At 25.1% G+C, this 23,745-nt stretch carries 24 protein-coding genes and 1 tRNA gene; 9 read left to right on the forward strand and 16 right to left on the reverse strand.

What is annotated here, in order from left to right; all coding sequences use genetic code 11:
- Position 1 precedes the first annotated feature (1 nt).
- Genes hisIE through hisG form a run of 8 tightly spaced genes read right to left on the reverse strand, consistent with a single transcriptional unit; the run spans position 2 to position 7,162 of the window.
- Complete coding sequence (gene hisIE / locus H0H50_RS00995) at positions 2 to 586, reverse strand: bifunctional phosphoribosyl-AMP cyclohydrolase/phosphoribosyl-ATP diphosphatase HisIE (protein ID WP_185867318.1); 585 nt, start codon at positions 584 to 586, stop codon at positions 2 to 4.
- A gap of 14 nt (positions 587 to 600) precedes the next feature.
- Positions 601 to 1,365, reverse strand: coding sequence for an imidazole glycerol phosphate synthase subunit HisF (gene hisF / locus H0H50_RS01000; RefSeq protein ID WP_185867319.1), 765 nt, complete (start codon positions 1,363 to 1,365; stop codon positions 601 to 603).
- Positions 1,366 to 1,367: 2 nt separating this feature from the next.
- Positions 1,368 to 2,117, reverse strand: coding sequence for a 1-(5-phosphoribosyl)-5-[(5-phosphoribosylamino)methylideneamino]imidazole-4-carboxamide isomerase (gene hisA / locus H0H50_RS01005; protein WP_185867418.1), 750 nt, complete (start codon positions 2,115 to 2,117; stop codon positions 1,368 to 1,370).
- A 10-nt stretch (positions 2,118 to 2,127) separates the two neighbouring features.
- Positions 2,128 to 2,718: an imidazole glycerol phosphate synthase subunit HisH gene (gene hisH / locus H0H50_RS01010; protein ID WP_185867320.1), complete on the reverse strand. Its 591-nt coding sequence runs from the start codon at positions 2,716 to 2,718 to the stop codon at positions 2,128 to 2,130.
- 16 nt (positions 2,719 to 2,734) lie between these two features.
- Positions 2,735 to 3,898 carry a bifunctional histidinol-phosphatase/imidazoleglycerol-phosphate dehydratase HisB gene (gene hisB, locus H0H50_RS01015; protein ID WP_185867321.1) on the reverse strand — a complete coding sequence of 388 codons (1,164 nt, stop codon included), beginning with the start codon at positions 3,896 to 3,898 and terminating at the stop codon, positions 2,735 to 2,737.
- Positions 3,898 to 4,983 carry a histidinol-phosphate transaminase gene (gene hisC, locus H0H50_RS01020; protein ID WP_185867322.1) on the reverse strand — a complete coding sequence of 362 codons (1,086 nt, stop codon included), beginning with the start codon at positions 4,981 to 4,983 and terminating at the stop codon, positions 3,898 to 3,900. The genes hisB and hisC overlap by 1 nt, the downstream gene beginning before the upstream one ends.
- A 10-nt stretch (positions 4,984 to 4,993) precedes the next feature.
- Positions 4,994 to 6,289 (reverse strand): histidinol dehydrogenase, encoded by a 1,296-nt coding sequence (gene hisD, locus H0H50_RS01025; RefSeq protein ID WP_394798967.1) that lies wholly within the window; start codon positions 6,287 to 6,289, stop codon positions 4,994 to 4,996.
- Between the two features lie 15 nt (positions 6,290 to 6,304).
- Positions 6,305 to 7,162 (reverse strand): ATP phosphoribosyltransferase, encoded by an 858-nt coding sequence (hisG, locus tag H0H50_RS01030; RefSeq protein ID WP_185867324.1) that lies wholly within the window; start codon positions 7,160 to 7,162, stop codon positions 6,305 to 6,307.
- Between the two features lie 187 nt (positions 7,163 to 7,349).
- Between hisG and H0H50_RS01035 the strand changes: the two genes are divergently transcribed.
- The gene (locus H0H50_RS01035) at positions 7,350 to 8,120 is read left to right on the forward strand and encodes an exodeoxyribonuclease III (RefSeq protein WP_185867325.1); all 771 of its coding nucleotides are present in this window, start codon (positions 7,350 to 7,352) and stop codon (positions 8,118 to 8,120) included.
- Here H0H50_RS01035 and H0H50_RS01040 read toward each other — a convergent pair.
- A tRNA-Lys gene (locus H0H50_RS01040) sits at positions 8,118 to 8,190 on the reverse strand. The two genes, H0H50_RS01035 and H0H50_RS01040, sit on opposite strands and share 3 nt — an antisense overlap.
- Positions 8,191 to 8,254: 64 nt before the next feature.
- On the opposite strand from H0H50_RS01040, the gene H0H50_RS01045 reads away from it, so the two are divergent.
- From H0H50_RS01045 to H0H50_RS01060, 4 genes are all read left to right on the forward strand, one after another.
- Positions 8,255 to 8,767 carry a shikimate kinase gene (locus tag H0H50_RS01045; RefSeq protein WP_185867326.1) on the forward strand — a complete coding sequence of 171 codons (513 nt, stop codon included), beginning with the start codon at positions 8,255 to 8,257 and terminating at the stop codon, positions 8,765 to 8,767.
- 78 nt (positions 8,768 to 8,845) lie between these two features.
- On the forward strand, positions 8,846 to 10,123 hold the full coding sequence (gene tilS / locus H0H50_RS01050; RefSeq protein WP_238784206.1) for a tRNA lysidine(34) synthetase TilS: 1,278 nt from the start codon (positions 8,846 to 8,848) through the stop codon (positions 10,121 to 10,123).
- 76 nt (positions 10,124 to 10,199) lie between these two features.
- Positions 10,200 to 11,264 (forward strand): 3-phosphoserine/phosphohydroxythreonine transaminase, encoded by a 1,065-nt coding sequence (gene serC / locus H0H50_RS01055; RefSeq protein ID WP_185867328.1) that lies wholly within the window; start codon positions 10,200 to 10,202, stop codon positions 11,262 to 11,264.
- Positions 11,264 to 11,926 carry a YggS family pyridoxal phosphate-dependent enzyme gene (locus H0H50_RS01060; RefSeq protein ID WP_185867419.1) on the forward strand — a complete coding sequence of 221 codons (663 nt, stop codon included), beginning with the start codon at positions 11,264 to 11,266 and terminating at the stop codon, positions 11,924 to 11,926. The genes serC and H0H50_RS01060 overlap by 1 nt, the downstream gene beginning before the upstream one ends.
- Here H0H50_RS01060 and trpA read toward each other — a convergent pair.
- From trpA to H0H50_RS01095, 7 genes are read right to left on the reverse strand one after another with little or no spacing between them, the layout of a single operon-like run.
- Complete coding sequence (gene trpA, locus H0H50_RS01065; protein WP_185867329.1) at positions 11,919 to 12,686, reverse strand: tryptophan synthase subunit alpha; 768 nt, start codon at positions 12,684 to 12,686, stop codon at positions 11,919 to 11,921. The two genes, H0H50_RS01060 and trpA, sit on opposite strands and share 8 nt — an antisense overlap.
- A complete protein-coding gene (gene trpB / locus H0H50_RS01070) occupies positions 12,670 to 13,872 on the reverse strand; it encodes a tryptophan synthase subunit beta (protein ID WP_185867330.1) in 1,203 nt (400 codons plus the stop codon). Before trpB ends, trpA begins: the two co-directional genes overlap by 17 nt.
- The gene (gene trpF, locus H0H50_RS01075; RefSeq protein ID WP_185867331.1) at positions 13,869 to 14,495 is read right to left on the reverse strand and encodes a phosphoribosylanthranilate isomerase; all 627 of its coding nucleotides are present in this window, start codon (positions 14,493 to 14,495) and stop codon (positions 13,869 to 13,871) included. The genes trpB and trpF overlap by 4 nt, the downstream gene beginning before the upstream one ends.
- A 10-nt stretch (positions 14,496 to 14,505) precedes the next feature.
- Positions 14,506 to 15,306 (reverse strand): indole-3-glycerol phosphate synthase TrpC, encoded by an 801-nt coding sequence (gene trpC / locus H0H50_RS01080; protein WP_185867332.1) that lies wholly within the window; start codon positions 15,304 to 15,306, stop codon positions 14,506 to 14,508.
- Complete coding sequence (gene trpD, locus H0H50_RS01085; protein ID WP_185867333.1) at positions 15,303 to 16,307, reverse strand: anthranilate phosphoribosyltransferase; 1,005 nt, start codon at positions 16,305 to 16,307, stop codon at positions 15,303 to 15,305. The genes trpC and trpD overlap by 4 nt, the downstream gene beginning before the upstream one ends.
- Positions 16,308 to 16,309: 2 nt before the next feature.
- Positions 16,310 to 16,885 carry an anthranilate synthase component II gene (locus tag H0H50_RS01090; protein WP_185867334.1) on the reverse strand — a complete coding sequence of 192 codons (576 nt, stop codon included), beginning with the start codon at positions 16,883 to 16,885 and terminating at the stop codon, positions 16,310 to 16,312.
- Between the two features lie 6 nt (positions 16,886 to 16,891).
- Positions 16,892 to 18,310: an anthranilate synthase component I family protein gene (locus H0H50_RS01095; protein WP_185867335.1), complete on the reverse strand. Its 1,419-nt coding sequence runs from the start codon at positions 18,308 to 18,310 to the stop codon at positions 16,892 to 16,894.
- Positions 18,311 to 18,543: 233 nt separating this feature from the next.
- Between H0H50_RS01095 and H0H50_RS01100 the strand changes: the two genes are divergently transcribed.
- From H0H50_RS01100 to H0H50_RS01115, 4 genes are read left to right on the forward strand one after another with little or no spacing between them, the layout of a single operon-like run.
- Positions 18,544 to 20,337 (forward strand): putative porin, encoded by a 1,794-nt coding sequence (locus H0H50_RS01100; RefSeq protein ID WP_238784207.1) that lies wholly within the window; start codon positions 18,544 to 18,546, stop codon positions 20,335 to 20,337.
- 54 nt (positions 20,338 to 20,391) lie between these two features.
- Entirely contained in the window at positions 20,392 to 21,063 is a 672-nt protein-coding gene (locus H0H50_RS01105; RefSeq protein ID WP_185867337.1) for a glycoside hydrolase family 73 protein, read from the forward strand.
- A gap of 30 nt (positions 21,064 to 21,093) precedes the next feature.
- The gene (gene gcvH / locus H0H50_RS01110; protein ID WP_185867338.1) at positions 21,094 to 21,489 is read left to right on the forward strand and encodes a glycine cleavage system protein GcvH; all 396 of its coding nucleotides are present in this window, start codon (positions 21,094 to 21,096) and stop codon (positions 21,487 to 21,489) included.
- A 14-nt stretch (positions 21,490 to 21,503) separates the two neighbouring features.
- Positions 21,504 to 23,741 (forward strand): heavy metal translocating P-type ATPase, encoded by a 2,238-nt coding sequence (locus H0H50_RS01115; protein WP_185867339.1) that lies wholly within the window; start codon positions 21,504 to 21,506, stop codon positions 23,739 to 23,741.
- The last annotated feature ends 4 nt before the right edge of the window (positions 23,742 to 23,745 follow it).

The raw sequence follows: 23,745 nt of genomic DNA on the forward strand, positions 1-23,745 counted from the left end.
ATTAGGATTTTGAATGTCTATTTTCCAGAATATCAATGACGTCTTGTATTATAAATCCCTTTTTTTTCAAGAGAATAAGATAATGAAAAAGTAAATCCGCAGATTCATTTAAAAATAAATTTTTATTATTATCTTTAGATTCAATGATAAGTTCTACGGCTTCTTCTCCTAATTTTTGGGATATTCTATTAATTCCTGTTTTTAATAATTGATATATGTAAGAATTTTCTTTTTTTTCGTTAATTCTATCCGATATTATATTTTCCAAATGAAATAAAAAATTATTATTATTTATTTCTTTCCAACATGTATCCGCTCCTTCATGACAAATAGGACCTGCTGGTTTTGCTTTAATTAATAATGTATCTTCATCACAATCTACCAATATATCTTCAATAAAAAGATAATTTTTACTAATTTCTCCTTTAGTCCATAATCTTTTTTTCGATCTACTGTAAAAAGTAACTTTTTTTTCATCAACACTCTTTTCATAGGCTTCTTGATTCATATAACCTAACATTAATACTTTATTTGTTTTTGAATCTTGAACAATTGCGGGAATCAAACCTTTTTTAAAATTTATCATCTTATATTTTCTATTTATTGTAATTTAGTTCTTACAGGAATGTGAAGATGATTTAAATAATATTTCAATTTGGGTATTTCTATTTCTCTATAATGGAATATACTAGCAGCTAAAGCCGCATCAGCTTTTCCTTTTTCAAATATTTTATAAAAATCTTCTAATTTTCCAGCTCCACCTGAAGCAATAACCGGAGTAGAAATATTTTCAGATATTTTTTTAGTAATATCTAATGCAAATCCATTTTTTGTTCCATCATGATTCATGGAAGTTAATAATATTTCTCCTGCACCTCTATTAGTTCCTTCCTTAGCCCAATCTAAGGTTTTAGTATGAGTAGAAATTCTTCCTCCATTTAAATATACCCACCATTCATTTTCTTCATATTTAGTATCAATAGCCAAGACAATACATTGACTTCCGAACCTTTTAGAAAAACTTTCTAAAAGATTCGGATTTTTAAAAGCTGCAGTATTGATCGATATTTTATCTGCTCCCGCATTTAATAAGAGTTCTACGTCTTTTTCTTCTCTAATCCCTCCACCAACTGTAAAAGGAATATTAATATGACGGGAAATATCTTTTACTAAGCTAATTAATGTTTTGCGTTTTTCATTTGTGGCTGTAATATCTAAAAATATTAATTCATCTGCTCCTTGTTTTGTATACCAACAAACTAATTGTATTGGATCTCCAGCATCTTTTAAATATTTAAAATTTACCCCTTTTACTGTTCTTCCATTTTTAATATCTAAACAAGGTATAATACGTTTAGCTAACATATTTAATTTTTATTATTCCTTTTATTTCTTTTTTTTTCACTCCAATCTTTAAGATCAGATAATGAGATCTTATTTTCATATATAGCTTTTCCAATAATAACTCCACTACAACCCAAATTATATAATTGATCTATATCATCCATATTACTAATCCCTCCACTTGCTATGAATTCAATATTTGGAAATTTTTTGATAATTTTTTTATACAAAAGAAAAGAAGGTCCTAATAGGACTCCATCTTTAGAGATATCTGTACAAAAAATTTTTTTTATTCCATGATTACTTTTTTCTTGTAAAAAATCAAAAAATGGAAAATCAATAAATTTTGTCCATCCATTAGTTGCTATTTTATTGTTTTTAACATCAACACCTAATAATATTTTATCTCCTCCATAAGTATAAATCCATTTTTTTAAAACAAATGGTTTTTGAACAGCAATACTCCCAACAGTAGCCATATGTCCTCCGTTTTCAAACACAGTACGTATATCCTCTTCAGAATGAATACCTCCTCCAAAATCTATAATTAAATGTGTAGATTTTGCTATTTTTTCTAAAATTTTCCAATGAACTACTTTTCCTTTTTTTGCTCCATCTAAATCTACTAAATGAAGTCTAGATATACCATTATTTTCTAATAAAAAAGCTATTTCTAATGGATCTTTATTATAAATTTTTTTCCTTTTAAAATCACCTTGTATTAATCGAACACATTTTCCGTCAATTAAATCTATAGCTACTATAATATCCATTGTCATAAATTTATAATCGAATAAAATTTTCTAATATTTTATGCCCTACATAAGAAGATTTTTCTGGATGAAATTGTACAGCATAAAAATTTTTTTTTTGTAATGCAGCACTATAAGTAACTATATATTCTGTTTTTGCTGTAGTGTATTTTCCTAAAGGAACATAATAACTGTGAACAAAATATTGATAACTTCCATCTGGAATTTTTTCAAATAAAGGTCCTTTCAATTTGTGAATTGTATTCCAACCTACTTGAGGGATTTTATCATTTTTATTGTTAGGTTTAAATTTATTAACTAACAAATCAAATATGCCTATGCATGTGGTGTTACTTTCTTCTGAATACTTGCAAAGTAATTGCATCCCTAAACATATTCCCAAGACAGGTTGTTCTACTTTTGATAAAAGTAAATCTAATTTTCTTTCTTTTAAATATTTCATGGCACAATTAGCTTCTCCAACGCCAGGCAAAATAATTTTTTCTGCATTTTGAATAGATTCTTTTGAATCTGTTACAGTTGCTTGTACTCCTATTCTTTCTAAAGAAAAAAGAACCGATTGTACATTTCCTGCAGGATATTTTATGATAATCGTTTTCATAATATTTTAAAAATTTTTACAATATACCTTTAGTACTAGGTATTTTAGTAGAAAAGTTTTTTTGTATTGCCATTTTAATAGCTCTTCCAAAACATTTAAAAATTGATTCTATTTTATGATGATCATTTTTTCCTATAGCATGAATATGTAAATTACATTTAGCAGATAAAGAAAAGGATTTGAAAAAATGGGAAAACATTTCAGTGGAAATTTTACCTATTTCTTCTCTACAGAATTTAACTTTCCAAAATAATTGACTTCTTCCTCCAAGATCTAATGCAATTGTAGCTAAACTATCATCCATAGGAAGAGAATAAAATCCATAACGTTCTATCCCACTTTTATTTTCTAAAGCTTGGTTAAAAATTTCTCCTAAAGTAATCCCAGTATCTTCTATAGTATGGTGATCATCTATATCAAGATCTCCTTTTGTTTGAATATTTAAATCTATAGAGCTATGAAATGCTATTTGTTGTAGAAGATGGTCAAAAAATCCAAGTCCTGTTTGAATATGAGCTCTTCCTTTTCCATAAAGAAAAATAGCAATTTTAACATTTGTTTCTAATGTAGTTCGTTGATAAACTAATTTTTTAGTTGTAATTGATGACAGATATTCATAAATTTTTTCCCAACTGTTAGTTTTTAAAGATATTGTTTTTCTCAGATCTTTTTCATCTATATTAGAATAGTAATTTTTTTCTTCTTCTGTGAAATTTTTATAATGATGACTATCTTTTATCCATATGGATTTGCATCCTAAATTTTTAGCTAATAAAATATCTGTTAATCTATCTCCAATTACAAAAGATTTTGAAATATTGTAAGAATCTGATTTCAAATAATTTTTTAGCATGCCTATCCCAGGTTTTCTGTTAGGAGACTTTTCTTCTGGAAAAGTTTTATCTATATAAACAGAAGAAAAATTAATACCCTCAGTTTTTAAAACATTTAAGATATGATTGTGTATGGGCCAAAAAACTTTATCAGGAAATTGATCTGTTCCTAAACCATCTTGATTAGTTATCATAACTAAATCATAATTTAGTTCTTGTACTATTTTTGATAAGAAAAATATCACTTTTGGATAAAAATTGATTTTATCAATAGAATCAATTTGATAAGTAGGAGGGTTTTCTCGTATAATAGTCCCATCCCTATCAATGAACAATATTTTTTTCATTACATTTTTATTTTTTGAATGGAGTATTTTTGAATTTGATCTATTAAATACTCATTTTCTTCATGAGTTCCTACTGTAATTCTTAAACAATTATCACATAAAATGATTTTAGAACGATCTCTGACAACAATTTTTTTTTTCATTAGATATTGATATAGATTTTTTGAAGAAAAATTTATTTTCGCTAGTAAAAAATTAGCGGAGCTAGGATATACTTTTTGTATGATAGGAATTTTTTTTAAGGATTTTTGCAGATATTCTCTTTCTAAAATAATATTTTTTAAATGAAAAAAAAATAAATCTCTGTTTTCTAAAGCTTTGATAGCCATTTTTTGGGATACCATACTGATATTATATGGATGTTTAACTTTATTCATCCATTGAATAATAGCTTCAGAAGCAATAGCAATTCCTATTCTTAATCCTGCTAATCCCCAAGATTTAGAAAGTGTTTGTATAATGATCAAATTTGGAAATTTTTCAATTTCCATAGATAAAGATTTTTGTTTCGAAAAATCTATATAAGCCTCATCTAAAACAACAATTCCTGTAAATTTTTTTGTTATATTTTCAATATCCTCTCTTTTAATATCATTTCCAGTAGGATTATTTGGAGAACAAATAAAAAGAATTTTACTATTCGGATTCACGAATTTTTCTATTTTATCTAAATTTAATTGATAATTTTCTTTTGTAAGAAAAATTTTTATGACATCTACTCCATGAATTTTTCCACTTACTTCATACATACCATAAGTAGGAGGAAAAATAATAACATGATCTACTTCTGGACGAGAAAAAATACGATAGACTAAATCAATAATTTCGTCACTTCCATTTCCCAAAAATATTTGAGATGGGGAAACATTTTTAAAGTCTGATATTTTTTTTTTCAATTCTTTCTGTAAGGGATCCGGATATCTATTATAAGAATTTAAAAAAGATAAAGGAGCACCGAATGAATTTTCATTAGCATCTAAAAAAATAGATTTCTTTTCTTTCTGATGTTCTGTTCTAGCAGATATATAAGGAACCAGATTTAAAATATTTTCTCTGATTAGTGAATTCAAATTAAACTTATTCATGCATTAATATTTAAAATTCATTTTCTAACCGAATATTAATAGATTTTTTATGTGCCAATAATCCTTCTTCAGAAGATAAAACGTTAACACATTCCGATAAATTTTTCAGTCCTTTTTTGGATATTTTTTGAAAAGTTATTTTTTTTACAAAACTATCTATAGATACTCCACTATAAGATTTTGCATAACCATATGTAGGAAGTACATGATTAGTTCCAGAAGCATAATCTCCAGCACTAACCGGAGAGTAATTTCCTAAAAATACAGATCCAGCGTTTATGACTTTATCCCCCCAATAAGAAGCATTTTTACAATTGATAATCAAATGTTCTGGAGCTACTTTATTTATTAAAGTTAAACATTCTTCTAAAGAAGAAAGAACAATAATTTTGCTTTTTTTCAAAGATTTTTCAATAATATCTTGCTTATTATAAATATCTAAGAATTGTTTTTTTAATTCTTTTTTAACTTCTTCTATCCAAGATTGATCATTGGGTGTGACCAAAAGAATATAGCTATTTGGATCATGTTCTGATTGAGATAATAAATCAGCAGCAACATATTTTGGATTAGCTGTATCATCAGCCATAATTGCTACTTCCGAAGGGCCAGCTGGCATATCTATAGATATTCTTCCTCTTTGAGATACAATTTGTTTAGCCATGGTGACATAAGAATTTCCTGGTCCAAATATTTTATATACAGAAGGAATACTTTCTGTTCCATAAGCCATAGCTGCAATAGCTTGAGCTCCTCCTACTTTATATATACGTGTAATTCCTACATATTTTGCCGTATATAGAATTGACGGATGAATTTCTCCATTTTTATTTGGAGGACTACATAATATAATGTTTTTACATCCCGATAATTTTCCAGGAATTCCTAACATTAATACAGTGGATAATAAAGGTGCAGATCCACCTGGAATATAAAAACCAATTTTTTCAATTGGAATAGTTTTTCTCCAACAACAAATTCCTGTTGAAATTTCTATTGGAAGTTCATCATGCATTTGTTTTGTATGAAAATATTTTATATTCTGATATGCAACTTCAATAGATTTTTTTAAACGATTTGAAATTTGCATATAGGCTTTATTCAAATCTTCTTCTGTTACTTGAATACATTTTATATCTGCATAATCATATTTTCTTGTGTAAGCTTTTAAAGCTACATCTCCATAAGTTTTAACATTATTAATAATAGATTCCACTAAATTTTTTAAATAAGAAATATCTTGATAGGTTCTATTTGATATGGATTCCCATGTTTTGTATGTGGGATTAATATATACTTGAATCATATCCATGTTTCTATTTTAGAGTATAATTTTTTCTATAGGTAATACTAATATATCTTGAGCTCCAAGAGCTTTTAAATTCTCTATTATCCCCCAAAAATCATTTTCATTGACTACAGAATGTACAGAACTACATTCTGAATTTGCTAAAGGAAGAATAACTGGACTTTTAATTCCTGGAAGATAAGATATTATTTTTTCTAGTTTTTCATTTGGAACATTTAATAGAATATATTTATTATTTTTAGCTTTTTTAACGGCTCTAATTCGAAATAATAATTTTTCCATTATAATGTTTTGTGAAGAGCCTAAATATAAGTGTGAAGCTAATACAGCTTCAGATTGAAGAACTGTTTCTACTTCTTTTAATCCGTTCATAAAAAGTGTAGACCCGCTACTTACTAAATCACAAATACAATCGGCTAAACCTATTCCAGGTGCAATTTCAACTGCTCCAGATATTTCGTGAATTTCTGCATTGATATATCTTTTTTCAAAAAATTCTCTAACTAAAAAAGGATAACTCGTAGCAATACGTTTTCCGTCTAAATCATTAATATTATTGTAAATCAAAGATTTAGGAACTGCTATAGAAAGTCTACATTTTCCAAATCCCAAACTTTCTTTGATTCTTATCCTTTTCCTTTTTTCTAAAAGAACATTTTTACCCACAATTCCTATATCAGCTACTCCGTCTTCTAAATATTGAGGAATATCATCATCTCTAAGAAAAAGGATCTCTAGGGGAAAATTAAGAGCCGTTGTTTTTAATTTATCTATTCCAATATTAACTTCAATGCTACAATCTTTTAATAATTTAATAGAATCGTCATAAAGACGTCCCGATTTTTGAATCGCTATTTTAAGTTTATCCATAATTCAATACAGGAAAAAATAATAAAAGCTTACTCTTGTAAGCTTTTTAAGTTTTAGTAGATCTAATTAAATGCATTTTAATTTTAATGCATAACGGCAAATATAAAAACTATTTTGAATATTTTATAATTAACCTTTAGAATTATTTAGTCTATTTTTTATAAAAATTAATAAAAATTTAAAAATAATGAAAATTATCAGTTATAATATCAATGGAATTCGATCTGGAATTAATAAAGGATTATTTAATTGGATTAAAAAAAATAAACCAGATATTTTATGTTTACAGGAAATAAAAGCATTTCCAGAACAAATAAATACGAGTATTTTTGATAGTTTGGGTTATAATCATTATTGGTATCCTTCGAAAAGAAAGGGATATAGTGGTGTAGGTATTTTATGCAAAGAAAAACCTATTCATGTAGAATATGGGATAGGATTGAATTCTTCAGATGAAGAGGGAAGAGTATTACGTATAGATCTAAAGAACTTATCAATAATTAGTCTTTATATTCCTTCAGGAAATGATATGATGAAAAGATTGAATTTTAAATTTTTTTTTATGGAAAAATTTTTTTTGTATATAAAAAAAATAAAAAATCAATTGAACAATCTCATTATTTGTGGAGATTATAATATTTGTCATCGTGAAATAGATATTTATGATCCTATTCGGAATCAAAAAGTTTCAGGTTTTTTACCGGAAGAAAGAAAATGGATGACTCATCTTTTAAATTTAGGATTCATAGATAGTTTTAGAAATTTTGTTCAAGAAGCACATCATTACAGTTGGTGGAGTTACCGTTATAATGCTAGAAAAAATAATAAAGGATGGAGAATTGATTATGCTATGGTTAGTCATTCATTAAAAAAGCAATTAATAAACACTTACCTTATGCCAGAGGTAAAATTTTCTGATCATTGTCCTGTTGTTTTAGAAATTTTTAGTAAAAAATGACCTGACTGGGATTCGAACCCAGGACCCTTACATTAAAAGTGTAATGCTCTACCAGCTGAGCTACCAGGTCAGTGACATCTTATTATTTTATTTAACTGCTTAAATAACAAATATACTATAATTTTTATGTTTTTATGAGGATTACTTTAATTGGATACATGGGATGTGGAAAAACTACTATAGGAAAAATACTTTCTAAAGAGTTAAATCTAAATTTTTATGATTTAGATGCTCTTATTGTTGAAAGTAAAAACGATTCTATTTACAATATTTTTAAAAGAGAAGGAGAATTCTTTTTTAGAAAGAAAGAACGTTCTATATTAAAAACAATTTTGAAAGAAAAAAAAAAATATGTTTTATCGGTAGGGGGAGGAACACCTTGTTTTTATAATAACATTTATTTATTGAATAAATATTCAAATACATTTTATTTAAAAACGGATAGTTATACTTTATTTAAAAGATTATTTTTAGAAAAAAAAACAAGACCTATAATATCTCATTTATCTAAAAATGAATTATTTATATTTATTATTAAACATTTATCGAAAAGAGCATATTTTTATGAAAAATCTTTGAAAAAAATAAATGTATGCGGAAAAACCGAATACGATATAGTTCAAGAAATCATTAAATATATTAATTAAATAATTGTGGAGAAAATATCATATAGTCATTTTTTTATAGATAAAGTAAAAAAATATTTTTGGTTTAATTCGTTTAAAATGAATAAAAAAGTATGTGTAGCTGTGAGCGGAGGATTAGATAGTATGGTTCTTCTTAATTTGTTACTTGATATTCCTGAAATAAAATCAGAAGTAGCACATTGTAATTTTTCCTTAAGAGATAAAGAATCTAATGATGATGAAACTTTCATAAAGAATTTCTGTACTAAAAAAAGTATCATATGTCATGTTAAAAAATTTGATACTTTAAATTATTCTAAAAAGTATAAGTTATCTATACAAATGACCGCTAGAAAACTTAGATATGATTGGTTTTCAGAACTATTAAAAAAAAATTCATATGAATATATAGTGTTAGGACATCATTTTGATGATTCTATAGAAACTTTTTTTATGAATATTTTTAGGGGGACTGGTATTAAGGGATTATTAGGTATTCCTAAAAAAAATGATAAATTTATTCGTCCTCTTTCTGATTTCACCAAAAAGGAAATTTTACATTATGCTAAGATAAAAAATATAAAATGGAGATCTGATAAGAGTAATCAAGAAGTTAAATATTTGAGAAATAAAATTCGTTCCGTTTTATCTACATTTTATTCTTTTTCATTTTCATTTCATAATGGATTAAAAAAAACTATAAATCATCTTCATGATGAAAGTTTTTTAATAGAAAATAAAATAGAAGAAATACGTCAAAAAATTACGATTGAAAAAAAAGATTATCCATTTTTTTGGAAAATAGAATGTCAAAAAATAAAAAAATTGCAACCTTTGTCTTTTTATTTATTTAAATTATTTTCTCCATATGGATTTAATGATATAAATAGTATGAAACGTCTTATTGATGCACAATCAGGAAAACAACTTATATCAAAAATTTATCGTATTATTAAAAGCAGAAATAATTGGATCTTAGTTTCTCATAAATCATTTTTAGAAAATAAAAATAAAACTTATACAATACCAGATAGAAAAATTTTTAGTAGAATGTCCTTACCTATTGATATAAAATTTTTTGTTGATCCAGAAAAAGAAAGTAGAAAAGATATGTTTCTTATAGATTTTGACACAATTCAATTTCCATTATTATTAAGAACATGGAAAAAAGGAGATTTTTTTCATCCTTTTAAAATGAAAGGTAGGAAAAAGTTAAGTAGATATTATAAGGAAAAAAAATTTTCTCTTTTTAAAAAAGAACATACATGGTTATTAATTAATGGAAATGGATATATTATTTTAATTTTAGGAAATCGTTTAGATGATAGGTTCAAGGTTACAGAAAAAACAAAAAAAATATTAGGTATAAAAATATAATTGAGTTATTGTTTCTTAATCTTACAATTTCAATTAGTATTTTTTTTAATTTTGAAAAGAATTAGTTGTTCTATTTATGAAAGTACACAATTTCAATGCAGGTCCTTCTGTTCTACCGAAAGAAGTTGTTAGAAAATCAGCTCAATCTGTAATTAATTTTAATGGGTCTGGATTATCTTTACTTGAGATTTCTCATAGAAGTATAGATTTTTTAGAAATAATTGAAAAAGCTGCTTGTTTAGTAAAACGTATTATGAATTTAAATGATGATTACGCTATTTTGTTTCTTCAAGGGGGAGCTACATTACAATTTTCAATGGTTCCATATAATTTAATGAATCAAGAAGCAGGTTATTTAGATACAGGATTTTGGGCCCATAACGCGATCAAGGAAGCTAAAAAATTTGGAAAAGTAAGAGTCTTGTTTTCTGGTAAGAGTAAAAACTACACATATATATCAAAAAATTATTATATACCATGTAATATAGATTATTTTCATTGCACTTCTAATAATACAATAATTGGAACACAAATGAAAATATTTCCTAAAACATCTATTCCAATGGTTTGTGATATGTCTTCCGATATTTTTAGCAGAAAATTAGATTTTTGTCAATTCAGTTTAATTTATGCTTCTGCACAAAAAAATGTAAGTTCCGCAGGAATGACTATTGTTATAATAAAAAAGGAAATTTTGGGAAAGTTAAGAAAAAATATTCCTTCTTATATGGATTATAAAATCCATATACAAAATAACAGTATTCTAAATACTCCAAACGTTTTTTCTATTTATACTTCTCTGTTAACTTTGGAATGGATAGAAAATCAAGGTGGACTTTCTATTTTAGAAAAAGAGAACCAGTATAAAGCTAAGTTATTATATGATGAAATAGATCAAAATAATTTATTTGAAAATAAAATTCATAAGGAAAATCGTTCTAACATGAATGTTTCATTTTTTCTAAAAAATAAGAATTTAGAAAAAGAATTCAATAAAATGTGGACAAAAGAAAATATTGTAGGATTAGATGGTCATAGATATTTAGGAGGATATCGTGCTAGTATATATAATGCGCTTCCATTAGAAAGCGTTCAATTTCTTATTGAAATCATGAAAGCATTCGAAAAAAAATTTTCATGATGAATCGTATAATAGAAAATAGATTTTTTAATATAAAAAAACTGATTCCAAAAAATGTAAAAATTTTGGCAGTTTCTAAAAATCAAGATATCTATTCGATAAAAAAATTATATTGTGTAGGGCATAGAGATTTTGGAGAAAATTATATTCAAGAAATGGTTGAAAAATATAAAAAATTACCCAAAGATATTCGATGGCATATGATTGGTAGAATACAAAGTAATAAATTAAAATATATAATACCTTTTATTCATTTAATTCATAGCGTTCAAAATATAAAACAAATTAATAGAATTAATAAAATAGCATTAAAACATCATAAAATTATTAACTGTCTTTTGCAAATCAAAATTTGTAATGAAAAAAATAAATCAGGAATCACTTCTCAAGAAGCTATAAAAATATTGAAAAGTGATACTTATAAAGAGATGAAAAATGTAAAAATAATAGGTTTAATGGGAATGGCTTCTTTTCAAGACTTTGAAAAAGTACATAACGAATTTTCATCTTTATGTAAATTATATAATGAATATAAATATAAATACGGACATTATATACTTTCTATGGGAATGAGCAGAGATTATGATATAGCTATAAAATATGGAAGTACAATTGTTAGATTAGGTACTATAATTTTTGGTGATAGAAAAAAAACTATCTAATAGATTTTATATATTTTTTTATACTTTCTTCCAATTTATCTTTATTTAATGATTGAATAAAAGAACTTCCTATGATTCCTCCATTAGCATACTGACATGATAAATCAAAAGTTTTTTTGTCTTTTATTCCGAAACCAATTAATTTTGGAATGTTTGTGGACAATTTTTTGATACGTTCGAAAAAAGATATTTGTTCTTTTCCAAAAAAATTACTATTTCCTGTAGTAGAACTAGAAGAAACTATATATAAAAATCCATCACTGATTTTACTTAACATGGATATTCTATACGAGTTGGTTCTTGGAGTAACTAGAAATATCATAGATAATAAATATTTTTTAAACAGATTTTTATATTTATACAAAAAAACATCAACCGGAAGATCTGGAAAAATTAATCCGGAAACACCTGATTCTTTGCATTTTTTTAAAAAAAAATCTTCTCCAAATTTATATAACTGATTGTAATATCCCATAAGAATAATAGGAATTTTGATTTTATCTTTAAATTTTATTATTTGATCAAATAATAAAGATACATTCATTCCATTACTTAACGAAATTTTATTACTTTTCTGGATAACCATTCCATCTGCCAAAGGATCAGAATAGGGAATCCCTATTTCAATTAAATCCACAGAAAGATCTTGCAAAATTTTTATTATTTCTACTGTGCTATTTATATAAGGAAATCCTGCTGTAAAATAAATGCATAATATGTTATTATTTTTTTTCTTAAATAAATTATGTATTTGATTCATTATTTGAGAATTTAAAAAAAAATTTGTCGTAAACATTAATATCTTTATCCCCTCTTCCAGATAAAGTCACAATTACTATATCTTTTTGTTTGAAAGGTATTTTTTTTAATACAGCCAATGCATGGGCACTTTCTAAAGCAGGAATAATTCCTTCTGATAGAGTTAATTCGTATCCCGCTCGTAAAGCTTCTTCATCTGTAGAATGTAAAAAAATTACACGTTTTTTTACAAAAAGATTAGCAAACATAGGTCCTATTCCTGGATAATCTAGACCTGGAGATATAGAATGAGCCGGAAGAACTTGACCATCTTGATCCTGTAAAAGAAATGTTATACTTCCATGTAATATTCCTTTTGATCCACAATGAATAGCCGCAGCAGTTTTTTTTGTTGTAACACCTAATCCAGAAGCTTCTACAGCCACAAGTTTAACCAACTCATCATCTAAAAAATGATAAAAAGATCCCGCGGCATTACTTCCTCCTCCTATGCAAGCCACTACATAATTAGGGGAAGAAGATCCTTCTATTTCTTGTAATTGCATTTTAATTTCTTCACTAATAACAGATTGAATATCTGCAACCATTTGAGGATAAGGGTGAGGACCCACTGTAGAACCTATTAAATAATAACTTTCTGGGTTATGAATCCAATAACGAATGGCTTCATTAACAGCATCTTTAAGTGTTTTATTTCCGCTCAAAACTGGAATAACTTTAGCTCCAAGAGATTTCATTCTAATGACATTACTAGATTGACGATGCATATCAGTTTCTCCCATAAAAATTACACATTCTAAATTCATTAATGCACAGACAGTTGCTGTTGCGACCCCATGTTGTCCAGCTCCTGTTTCTGCAACAATTTTTCTTTTTTCTAATTTTTTTGCTAATAAAGCTTGACCTATGGCGTTATTAATTTTATGTGACCCTGTGTGATTTAGATCTTCTCTTTTAAGATAAATTTTAGCATTATATTGATCTGAATATTTTTTACAAAAAAATAAAGGAGTAGGTCTTCCTACATAATTTTTTAACAATTTTTTATACAATTTTTGATATTCATAACTTGTAATAAATTTTTTATATTTATCTTGTAATTCTGTTATATTATCATGTAACATTTCAGGAATAAAAGCACCTCCAAATTCTCCATAATATCCATTTTGATCAACAAAATATTTCATAATTTTCTTATTTTTTTTATGAAGGTATTCAACTTGGTATTATTTTTTTTTCCTGGAAAAATTTCAAATTTACTATTAATATCAATTCCAAACATTTTTGAATGCGAAAAATTCTTTATGTTATCAAAATCTTTTATCCCAATTCCTCCACTTAAAAAAAATGGAACTTGAAAAGTATATTCATAAAGTTTTTTCCAACAAAATTTGATACCGCTTCCTCCATAATGAATTGTATTGCTATCAAATAAAAAATAAGTACAGTATGGGATATAATCCACAATTTTTTTAAAAGAAAAGGAATCATCTATTCTAAAACTCTTAATTAATTTCAATCCTTTTTTACATAATCTTTCACAATAAAAAGGACTTTCTATTCCGTGCAACTGTACAAAATCTAATTTATTTTTTTTATTTATTTTCAATATGTTTTCTTCTGATTCGTTGACAAAAACCCCTATTCTCAATATTTCTTTTTTTAATTTTGGAATAACGAAATCGTATCCTACAAATCTAGGAGAATTAGGATAAAATATAAAACCTATAAAATCAGGAAATAAATCAGAAATTTTTTGTACATCGAATTTCATTCCGCATATTTTTATTTTTAATAGTTGGGATTTCATATCAATTCAATTAATTAATTTCATTTAATTTTTTTGATAAAGACTTCATAAAATACTTACAAATTTTTCCAGGATTCTTTTCTTTCATAAAATATTCTCCAATTAAAAAACCTTTAAATCCTTGTTTTCTTAATTTTAAGATTTGATTAACATTATTAATTCCACTTTCTGCAATTTTTACATAACTATTAGGAATTTTTGAATATAACTCTAAACAACTATTATAATCCACAACAAAAGTTTGTAAATCTCGATTATTAATTCCCACAATATCCAAATTTTCTGTTATTTTATCTATTTCAAATTCATTATGAATCTCAATAATAACTTCTAAATCAATACTTTTTGCAAGTCGAGAAAAATTTTTTATTTGATTTTTAGAAAGAATTCCGGCAATTAATAAAATCACATCAGCTCCTATAGATTTAGATTCTATAACTTGATATTCATCAATAATAAAATCTTTTCTTAATATAGGAATAGATATTATGGATCGTGATTTTTTTAAATTTTCATTTTCACCAGAAAAAAAATGTTTATCTGTAAGAATAGATATTCCACTAACTCCTGCTGATTCATAATCTATCACTACTTTTTCTATCAATGCCGTATCATTAATCATCCCCTTAGATGGAGATTTACGTTTAAATTCTGCAACAATACCAATGTGGTTTCTTTTTATACTTTGTACTAAAGAAAAAGTCTTTCTTTCAAAAAAAGAACTATTTTCTAATCTTTTTATAGGATATAAAAATTTTTTTTCGGATACCTCTTTTTGTTTTACAGATACAATTTTTTCAAGAATATTCATGAGCTTAATAATTTTTTTAGAATATTCTTTGCTTCACCACTTTTTAATGAACGTTTTGCTTTATCATAATTATTTTCAAGACTATCTTTATTTAACATACTTAATGCAAATGTGGCATTTGTTAAAACTACTTCATTTTGATATAAAGTCCCTTCACCAGATAAAACATTAATAAATATACGAATATTTTCTTCTGTATTTTTTCCTCCTTTTAATTCATAAGGATTGACTTTTACCTTTGTATCTCCTATTTCTAATTCTTCTATAGAATAAAACCGTTCTCCTTTTGGGGAATAACATTTGACATGACTAGTAAGAGTAATTTCATCGTAACCATCTAAACTATGAACAATAGCATAATTATTCTTTGTATTTTGATACAAATAATAATATATTCTTGCTAATTCTAAATTATTGACTCCTAATAATTGATTTTTTGGTTTTCCTGGATTTAATAATGGACCAAGTGTATTAAAAATCGTTCTAACTCCCAGTTCCTTTCTTGTTCCGGATATAGTACTCAACACTGGATGAAATATAGGTGCATGTAAATAACACATTCCTACTTTATCCAATTGATTTTTCAAATTATCTTCTTTATTAGTAAAATGATATCCTAATCCTTTTAATATATTTGAAGATCCAGTAATAGAGGAAGAACTAAAATTTCCATGTTTAATGACTTTTTCTCCTGCTCCTGCTACTATAAAACATGCTAAAGTAGATATATTAAAAGTATTTTTTCCATCTCCACCCGTTCCTACAATGTCAATAGCATTATCATTAAATTCTGTCAAATTGACTTTTATGGATAACTCCATCATAGCTTGTTTAAAACCTAATATTTCTTCTAAAGTAGGAAATCTCATATTATATATAGTTGCTATAGCTATAGCTTGTGTCTTATTAATTCTTCCCATTGATAATTCTATCAAAAGATTTTTAGCTTCTTGTTTTGTCAATGTTTTTTCTAAAAAAAGATTTTCTAATAATATATTCATAATCAACTTAAATTCAACCAATTATCTATAATTTTTTCACCATATGGAGTTAAAATAGATTCTGGATGAAATTGTACTCCGCGTACATCATAAAATTTATGACGTAAAGCCATAATTTCTCCTTTATCTCCAATAGCTGTAATTTTAAGTTCTTCAGGAAAATTTTTTTGAGATATAATCCAAGAGTGATAACGTCCTACTTGAATCTCTGTAGGTAATTTTTGAAACAAAATTTCTTGTGGATCTACAATTTTGATTAAACTAGATATTCCATGATAAACCTCTTTTGTATTTAGAAGAGTAGCTCCAAATACTTCGCCTATAGCTTGTTGACCTAAACAAACTCCAAAAATACTTTTAGTAGAAGCAAAAGTTTTTACTAAAGGTTTTAATATATGCGCTTCATCAGGTATTCCAGGACCCGGCGAAAGAATAATTTTATTATATTTTTCTATGTCCGCAAGTTTAATTTCATTGTTTCTAGATACTTGTATAGGGTTTTTTGTTAATTTTTTTACAACATGAACAAGATTATAAGTAAAAGAATCATAATTATCCAAAATCAGTATTTTATTCATAATACTTCATATATTTTTAGCTAGTTCTATAGCTTTAAATAAGGCCATAAGCTTATTATTTACTTCTTCTAACTCTTTTTCTTCCTTAGAATCAGAAACAATACCTGCCCCAGCTTGAAAAAATAGAATATTATTTTTACTCACAAAAGAACGAATAACTATGGCTGTATTAATACAAGAGTTATTAAAACCAAAAAAACCAATTGCTCCTCCATAGACCCCTCTATGTTGATTTTCAATTTTATCAATAAGTTCCATAGCTTTATATTTAGGAGCTCCAGAAAGAGTCCCTGCAGGAAAAGTATCTCCAAATACTTTTATCATTGATATATTATCTTCTAATTCTCCAGATACTTTAGATACCATGTGTAATACATGAGAAAAAACTTGAATTTCTTTAAATCCTTCTACTTTTACATTAAAAGAATTTTTACTCAGATCATTTCTAGCTAAGTCTACTAACATGACATGTTCTGCATTTTCTTTCGGATTATTTACGAGATTTTCGGATAATTTTTTATCCTTATTTTCATCACCTGATCTTCGTATTGTTCCTGCTATTGGATTAATATAGGCTATTTGGTTATTAATGATGAGTTGAGATTCTGGAGATGAACCAAACAATTTATAGTTTCCATAATCAAAATAAAAAAGATATGGAGAAGGATTTATAAATCGCAAAGCACGATATACATTAAATTCATCTCCTTTAAATTTTTGTTGAAATTGACGGGATAATACAATTTGAAATACATCTCCACGTAAACAAGCTTTAATTCCTAGAGATACCATTTTTTTATACTCTAAATCTGTTACATTTGAATAACGATTTCCAACAGATTTAAATGGAAAAGATGGAAAACTTCTCTTTTTTATTAACTCTATTAATTGATTTATAGAAGTTTTTTTTTCTATATCAGGAATATCAGGAAATTGATGTTCAATTAAATATATTTCATGATGAAAATGATGAAACACAATCAAGTTGCTATAAAAACCAAATCGTATTTTTGGAAGATTATATATTTCTTTAATTGGAGCATGAAATTGAATATTTTCAAAATATTGAATACTATCATAAGATATATATCCATATAAACCTGAGTAAGAAATAGTCGTATTTGAACTTTCAAATTTTTTAAAAAAATCCTCAATTAAAATTTGTAGATCTAATTTATCGTTTATAAAAATATGTTTATGAACACAATTAGGATATGAGATTCGCAAAACATCATTATCTAAAATAAGTTCAGAAATAGGATTAATACAAAGAATAGAAGAATTATCTTTGGAAATTTGATAATCAGAAGATTCTAATAATAATGTATTAGGAAAAATATCTCTTAGTTTTAAATATAATTCTATTGGTGTAGTACTATCAGCCAAAATTTTTTTCTGAATAGTTATAAAATTAAATTTAAACATGATTTATGGTATTTTGACATGATAAAAAAAGGCCGTCATAAAGACAAGCCTCAAAATATTGATAATACAATATTTAACTTAATTGAAGAATACCATTTACTTTAGAAATGACATTTACATCATGTCAAATATAAATAAATTTTTTCTATTTGGACATATTATAATTCTATTATATTATTATGAAAATATTCTTTTTAACTTTTTTTCTTTTTATATTTTCTAATTCTAATAATATGGAAGAAAAAATCCCATTAATATATTCCGACGAAAAAAAAGAAGAAGAAGAAAATGTGAAGTTTTATCATCCTACTTCTCAAGATTATAAATTTTGGACGGAAGAAATAAACCTAAAAAAAACTTTTGGAGAAAAAGATTTTTCTATAAAAAAATATTATTCTCATAATTTTTTTAAAGAGGATTATATTGGATTCTTTTTCAAAAATGAAAAATATTTTTTTATTCCTTATGAAAAATTCATGAAAAAAAGTTTTAATGAAAATATGCCTAAAAAAATGCTTTTTTTTAAAGATCCTTTTTTTTATCGTGAAAAAATTCAATATTTCGATGTAAAAACTCCTATTTCAGAAATTTTTTATATAAATGATTTTTTTAGAGAAAAAACATTAGGTGGTTTTTTTTCTCATAATTTTAATGAAAAAATTAATTATTCCATGGAATATAGGAATTCTTATTTGAAAAATGAACCGGATTTAAAAAAAAGTCAAGATTTAGTATTAACCACTTTCAACTATCAAGATCAAAATGATTATAATTATAAATTGTGGGGACATTACATTTACCAAAAATTTGATACCATAGATAAAGAAGAAGTTCAAAAATGGAATAGTAGAAATTCTAAAGATATTTTTTCATATTCATATCATAAAAAATTAATTCATAGTAGATTTTATGTGAGTCTTATTCAAAAAATTTTTTCTTTAAAAGAAAAATCATTATTCTTGAAGTCTTATATGGAATACGAAAAATATTATAAAAATCATTCTTTTCATTATCCCTATAAATTCGATTCTACTCAAGATTTGCAAAAAAAAAAAATAAATCATTCTTACTTGAGAAATGGTTTATTTTTAATTTTTAATCAAAGAAAAATGAATATAGAAATAGGATCTGTTTTTGATAAAATATATTATAAATTATTTAATAATGTATTTAATAACTATAAAAATAAAAATATAAATAATTTTTCAATACAAACCAAAATAAATTATCCTATTAATAATGTTTTCAAATTTTATTCAAACGTAAAATGGATGTTAGAAAATAATAGCATTAAAAAGTCTAATTATGAGGCTGATATCATGTTGAATGCATTTTTATTTTCAAAATTTTTCTTTATAACTCAATTTAATATTGTTGAAAATGATAATGGAATTTATAATAATTTGATTTCTAATCGTATTTTTAATACAAATCAAGATTTTTGTATCGGTAGAGAAAAAGCCATAGATTTTTCTTTAAGTTCTTACGATAAAAAAAATCATATTTCTTTTTATATATCTAGATTGAATCATTCTTTTAAACATAAAGAAATGGAAAAATTTTTATATAATAAGGACATTCAGTTATATGGATTTAAAATAAAATCTACACACAGTATATGTAAATTTCAGTTTAATAACATTTTCCTATATCAAAAATATAATTATAATCCACCAATTTTTTATATTCCAAATTTTATATCAAGAAGCACAATATTTTATGAAGATAATTACTTTGAAAAAGCCTTATTTATGCAAATAGGTTTTTCTTTTCATTATTTCAGTAAATTTTATCATAAAAAAATTCATTATCCTTTTAATTTTCAATCTTATTTTTTTGATAAAGAGTATATTTCTAATAAAAGAATTGATAAAATTCCTTTTATAGATTATTTCTTAAATTTTAAGATATACAGAACTGTATTTTATTTCAGTATTCAAAATATGGGTTTTTATAACATTTATAATCCTAATAATAATAATAAATGGTTTATTCAAACTGGTTTTTTGTGGAATCTTTTTACTTGATTACAAAATTTCTCTGTAAAAAAATGTAATTTTATTTGTCGAGAGTTAATAAAAATGAAAAATTTTTTTTATTTTATATTATTCTTTTTGATATCATGGTTCTCTTTTTCAAAGGAAAAAAGGAAAGAAAATGTAAATGTAATTGAATATGTTAAAAAATATGCTGTTTTTGCTATTGAAGAAATGGAAAAATTTGGAATTCCAGCTAGTATTAAATTGGGTCAAGGTATTTTAGAATCTTCTAGCGGAAACAGTTCTTTGTCTAAAGCAACAAATAATCATTTTGGAATTAAATGTGGAAAAAATTGGATGGGGGATGTTTATTACCATGATGATGATTTTCCGAAAGAATGTTTTCGAAAATATGATTCTGTGCAAGAATCTTTTCATGATCATTCTAAATTTTTACAACAACCACGTTATTCTAAATTGTTTCTTCTTAAAAAAGAAGATTATCAAGCTTGGGCTACGGAACTTAAAAAAGCAGGTTATGCTACATCCTTAAATTATGCAGATTTATTAATTGATCAAATAGAAAAATATTATTTATGGAAGTTTGATCAAAAGACTTCTTGTAGTATAGAAAAAAGAATCAATCAATATTTGAATTATATAATGTTAATGCATAAAAATAAAGATTCATTTTTAAGAATGTTGGGTAAAAAACTGCGTTTTTTTTATAAAATATTTTTGTTAATTACAAATAAAAAGAAAATTGAATCGTGAAATTATTCTTAGAATTAAAATTTATTGAATATGAACCCGAATAATTTAAGGTATAGCAAAAATCATGAATGGATAGGTATACTAAATGATAAGAATCAAGCTTATGTAGGTATTACTCATTTTGCTCAAAATGAGTTAGGAGATATTGTTTATTTGGATATAGAAGATTCTATGATAGGTAAAAAAATAAAAGCCGAAAATTCATTTGGAACAATCGAAGCGGTAAAAACGGTTTCGGATTTGTTTATGCCTGTTTCTGGCAATATTATAGAAATTAATAATAAATTATTATCTCAACCAGAACTAATTAATAAAAGCTCTTATAATGAAGGATGGATCATCCGGATAGAAATCCTATATATAAAAGAATATGATGCATTAATGTCTTCAGAAGAATACAAAAAATTCATACATAAGTCTAATTAATTAGGAGATCAAACATGAAAAAACAGAAAATTTTTGATTTTCTTGATGATGAAAAAATTGCAAATAAAATAATTGATTTTAATCATAAAAATATTACCACAGTTCGTTTTTTAATTCCTTCTATTCATTGTAGCTCTTGTGTTTTTATTTTAGAAAGTTTATCTAAATCACATCAAAATATTTTTGATTCTACTGTTGATTTTTGTAGTAAACAAATTTGGATCACGTTTAATAACACTGAATTTAAACTTAGTGATATAGCTAAGTTACTTGATAATATAGGATATGGACCTTCTGTAGATTTTGAATCTATAGAAAATACAAATCATAATTCAAATGATCGAAAACTAATAGGAAAACTGGCTATTTCTTTTTTTTGTTTTGGTAATATTATGCTTTTAGCTATACCAGAATATGTGGGTGCTCAACAAGATATATGGTTTATGGAAAACCGAAATTTTTTTCGCTATTTAATGTTAATTTTGTCTTTGCCAGTAGTCACGTTTTCTTTTTATGATCATATAAAATATGCTGTATTAGGATTGAAAAAACATGTTTTGAATATGAATGTTCCAATTTCTATTGGAATATTAGTTCTTTTTTTATGGAGTTGTTATGAAATTTTTTTTGATTTAGGTTCGGGTTATTTTGATAGCCTTTCTAGTTTTTCATTATTTTTACTTATCAGTAGAATATTTCAAATACATACTCATAATAAAATTCAATCTTTCGATAAGAATTATAAATCTTGTTATCCAGTTTTGATAACAAAAGTCCATAGTACAAAAAATGAAAGAGAAGAAAAAATTTTGCTTTCTTCTTTGAAAAAAGGAGATCTCATTTTAATCAGAAATGAAGAAATTATTCCTGTTGATTCTATATTAATGAAAGGAAACGCTGTATTAGATAATAGTTTTATAACAGGAGAATCCTACTTAATAAATAAAAAAATGGGAGAACGAATTTATGCTGGTTCTAAACAAAAAGGAGAAGCTATCATTATAAAAGTTATCAAGAATGTAGATCACAGTTATTTAAGTTTGTTATGGAATAAGAATAAATCTAATCAGTATCGTCATAAAAAATTATTCTATTTAAATTCAATAACAACTAGATTTAGTCAATATTTTACTCCTATTGTTTTGGTTATTTCCATTATTACTGGAGTATATTGGTCTTTTAGTAATGATGTTTCAAAAATTTTTCAGACAGTTTTTTCAGTTTTAATTGTGACTTGTCCTTGCGCTTTAGTTCTTTCTACTCCATTAATTTTTGGAAATATTATACGTTTTTTTTCTAAAAAGGGTCTTTATATAAAAGACATTTATACAATGGAAAGAATTTCTTCATCTGAAACTTTAATTTTTGATAAAACAGGAACTATCACTGACCCTAATAAAGAAAAAATATATTTTGTAGGAAATATGAAAAATGAAGAAAAAAAAATTATAGCTTCTTTATTAAAAAATTCAAGTCATCCTTTAAGTCAAAGAATATTATCAGAATTGTCTATAAAAGATTTTTATTTTGTAAAAAATTTTAGAGAAATCATAGGAAAAGGATTAGAAGGAATCATCCAAAATATACCTGTTAAAATCGGTTCTCCAAAATATTTAGGCATTACAAAAAGAACAAACGAAATTAATCAAACAACAGTATTTATTTCTATAAATAATAAATTTGTAGGTTATTTTTTATTTAGAAACTATTATCGTAAGGGAATAGAAAAAATGTTTCAAGATTTAAAAAAATATAAAATTATTATTCTTTCTGGAGATCATAATGAATTAGAAAAAAAATATTTAAAATCGTTTTTACCAAAATCAAGTAAGGTTTTTTTCAATCAAAGTCCAGAAAATAAATTAGATTATGTTAAAAAATTACAAGATAAAGGAGAAAAAATTATAATGTTTGGAGATGGAATTAATGATTGTGCTGCATTAAATCAAAGTGAAGTAGGAATTGCTGTATCGGAAAATCCAACTGGTTTTTTTCCAAGTTGTGACGCTTTTATGCAATCCAATTGTTTGAATAAAATTTTTTTATTTTTAAAAGTATCCAGAATATCTAAAAAATTAGTATTTATAAATTTTATGATTAGTTTATTTTACAATAGTGTAGGAATTTTTTTTGCCGTTACCGGTAATTTAAAACCTTTTATAGCCGCTATTTTAATGCCTTTAAGTTCTTTTTCTGTTATTTTTTTTTCTATTATATCTACTTGGATAGTTTCTCGCAAATTCATATTTTAACTTT

Source organism: Blattabacterium cuenoti (genome assembly GCF_014252015.1).
Classification (GTDB): domain Bacteria; phylum Bacteroidota; class Bacteroidia; order Flavobacteriales; family Blattabacteriaceae; genus Blattabacterium; species Blattabacterium cuenoti_U.

Coding starts and splice junctions, on each gene's coding strand:
- hisIE (WP_185867318.1), bottom strand. CDS start 586: ATGATAAATTTTAAAAAAGGTTTGATTCCCGCAATTGTTCAAGATTCA.
- hisF (WP_185867319.1), bottom strand. CDS start 1,365: ATGTTAGCTAAACGTATTATACCTTGTTTAGATATTAAAAATGGAAGA.
- hisA (WP_185867418.1), bottom strand. CDS start 2,117: ATGGATATTATAGTAGCTATAGATTTAATTGACGGAAAATGTGTTCGA.
- hisH (WP_185867320.1), bottom strand. CDS start 2,718: ATGAAAACGATTATCATAAAATATCCTGCAGGAAATGTACAATCGGTT.
- hisB (WP_185867321.1), bottom strand. CDS start 3,898: ATGAAAAAAATATTGTTCATTGATAGGGATGGGACTATTATACGAGAA.
- hisC (WP_185867322.1), bottom strand. CDS start 4,983: ATGAATAAGTTTAATTTGAATTCACTAATCAGAGAAAATATTTTAAAT.
- hisD (WP_394798967.1), bottom strand. CDS start 6,289: ATGATTCAAGTATATATTAATCCCACATACAAAACATGGGAATCCATA.
- hisG (WP_185867324.1), bottom strand. CDS start 7,162: ATGGATAAACTTAAAATAGCGATTCAAAAATCGGGACGTCTTTATGAC.
- H0H50_RS01035 (WP_185867325.1), top strand. CDS start 7,350: ATGAAAATTATCAGTTATAATATCAATGGAATTCGATCTGGAATTAAT.
- H0H50_RS01045 (WP_185867326.1), top strand. CDS start 8,255: ATGAGGATTACTTTAATTGGATACATGGGATGTGGAAAAACTACTATA.
- tilS (WP_238784206.1), top strand. CDS start 8,846: ATGAATAAAAAAGTATGTGTAGCTGTGAGCGGAGGATTAGATAGTATG.
- serC (WP_185867328.1), top strand. CDS start 10,200: ATGAAAGTACACAATTTCAATGCAGGTCCTTCTGTTCTACCGAAAGAA.
- H0H50_RS01060 (WP_185867419.1), top strand. CDS start 11,264: ATGAATCGTATAATAGAAAATAGATTTTTTAATATAAAAAAACTGATT.
- trpA (WP_185867329.1), bottom strand. CDS start 12,686: ATGAATCAAATACATAATTTATTTAAGAAAAAAAATAATAACATATTA.
- trpB (WP_185867330.1), bottom strand. CDS start 13,872: ATGAAATATTTTGTTGATCAAAATGGATATTATGGAGAATTTGGAGGT.
- trpF (WP_185867331.1), bottom strand. CDS start 14,495: ATGAAATCCCAACTATTAAAAATAAAAATATGCGGAATGAAATTCGAT.
- trpC (WP_185867332.1), bottom strand. CDS start 15,306: ATGAATATTCTTGAAAAAATTGTATCTGTAAAACAAAAAGAGGTATCC.
- trpD (WP_185867333.1), bottom strand. CDS start 16,307: ATGAATATATTATTAGAAAATCTTTTTTTAGAAAAAACATTGACAAAA.
- H0H50_RS01090 (WP_185867334.1), bottom strand. CDS start 16,885: ATGAATAAAATACTGATTTTGGATAATTATGATTCTTTTACTTATAAT.
- H0H50_RS01095 (WP_185867335.1), bottom strand. CDS start 18,310: ATGTTTAAATTTAATTTTATAACTATTCAGAAAAAAATTTTGGCTGAT.
- H0H50_RS01100 (WP_238784207.1), top strand. CDS start 18,544: ATGGAAGAAAAAATCCCATTAATATATTCCGACGAAAAAAAAGAAGAA.
- H0H50_RS01105 (WP_185867337.1), top strand. CDS start 20,392: ATGAAAAATTTTTTTTATTTTATATTATTCTTTTTGATATCATGGTTC.
- gcvH (WP_185867338.1), top strand. CDS start 21,094: ATGAACCCGAATAATTTAAGGTATAGCAAAAATCATGAATGGATAGGT.
- H0H50_RS01115 (WP_185867339.1), top strand. CDS start 21,504: ATGAAAAAACAGAAAATTTTTGATTTTCTTGATGATGAAAAAATTGCA.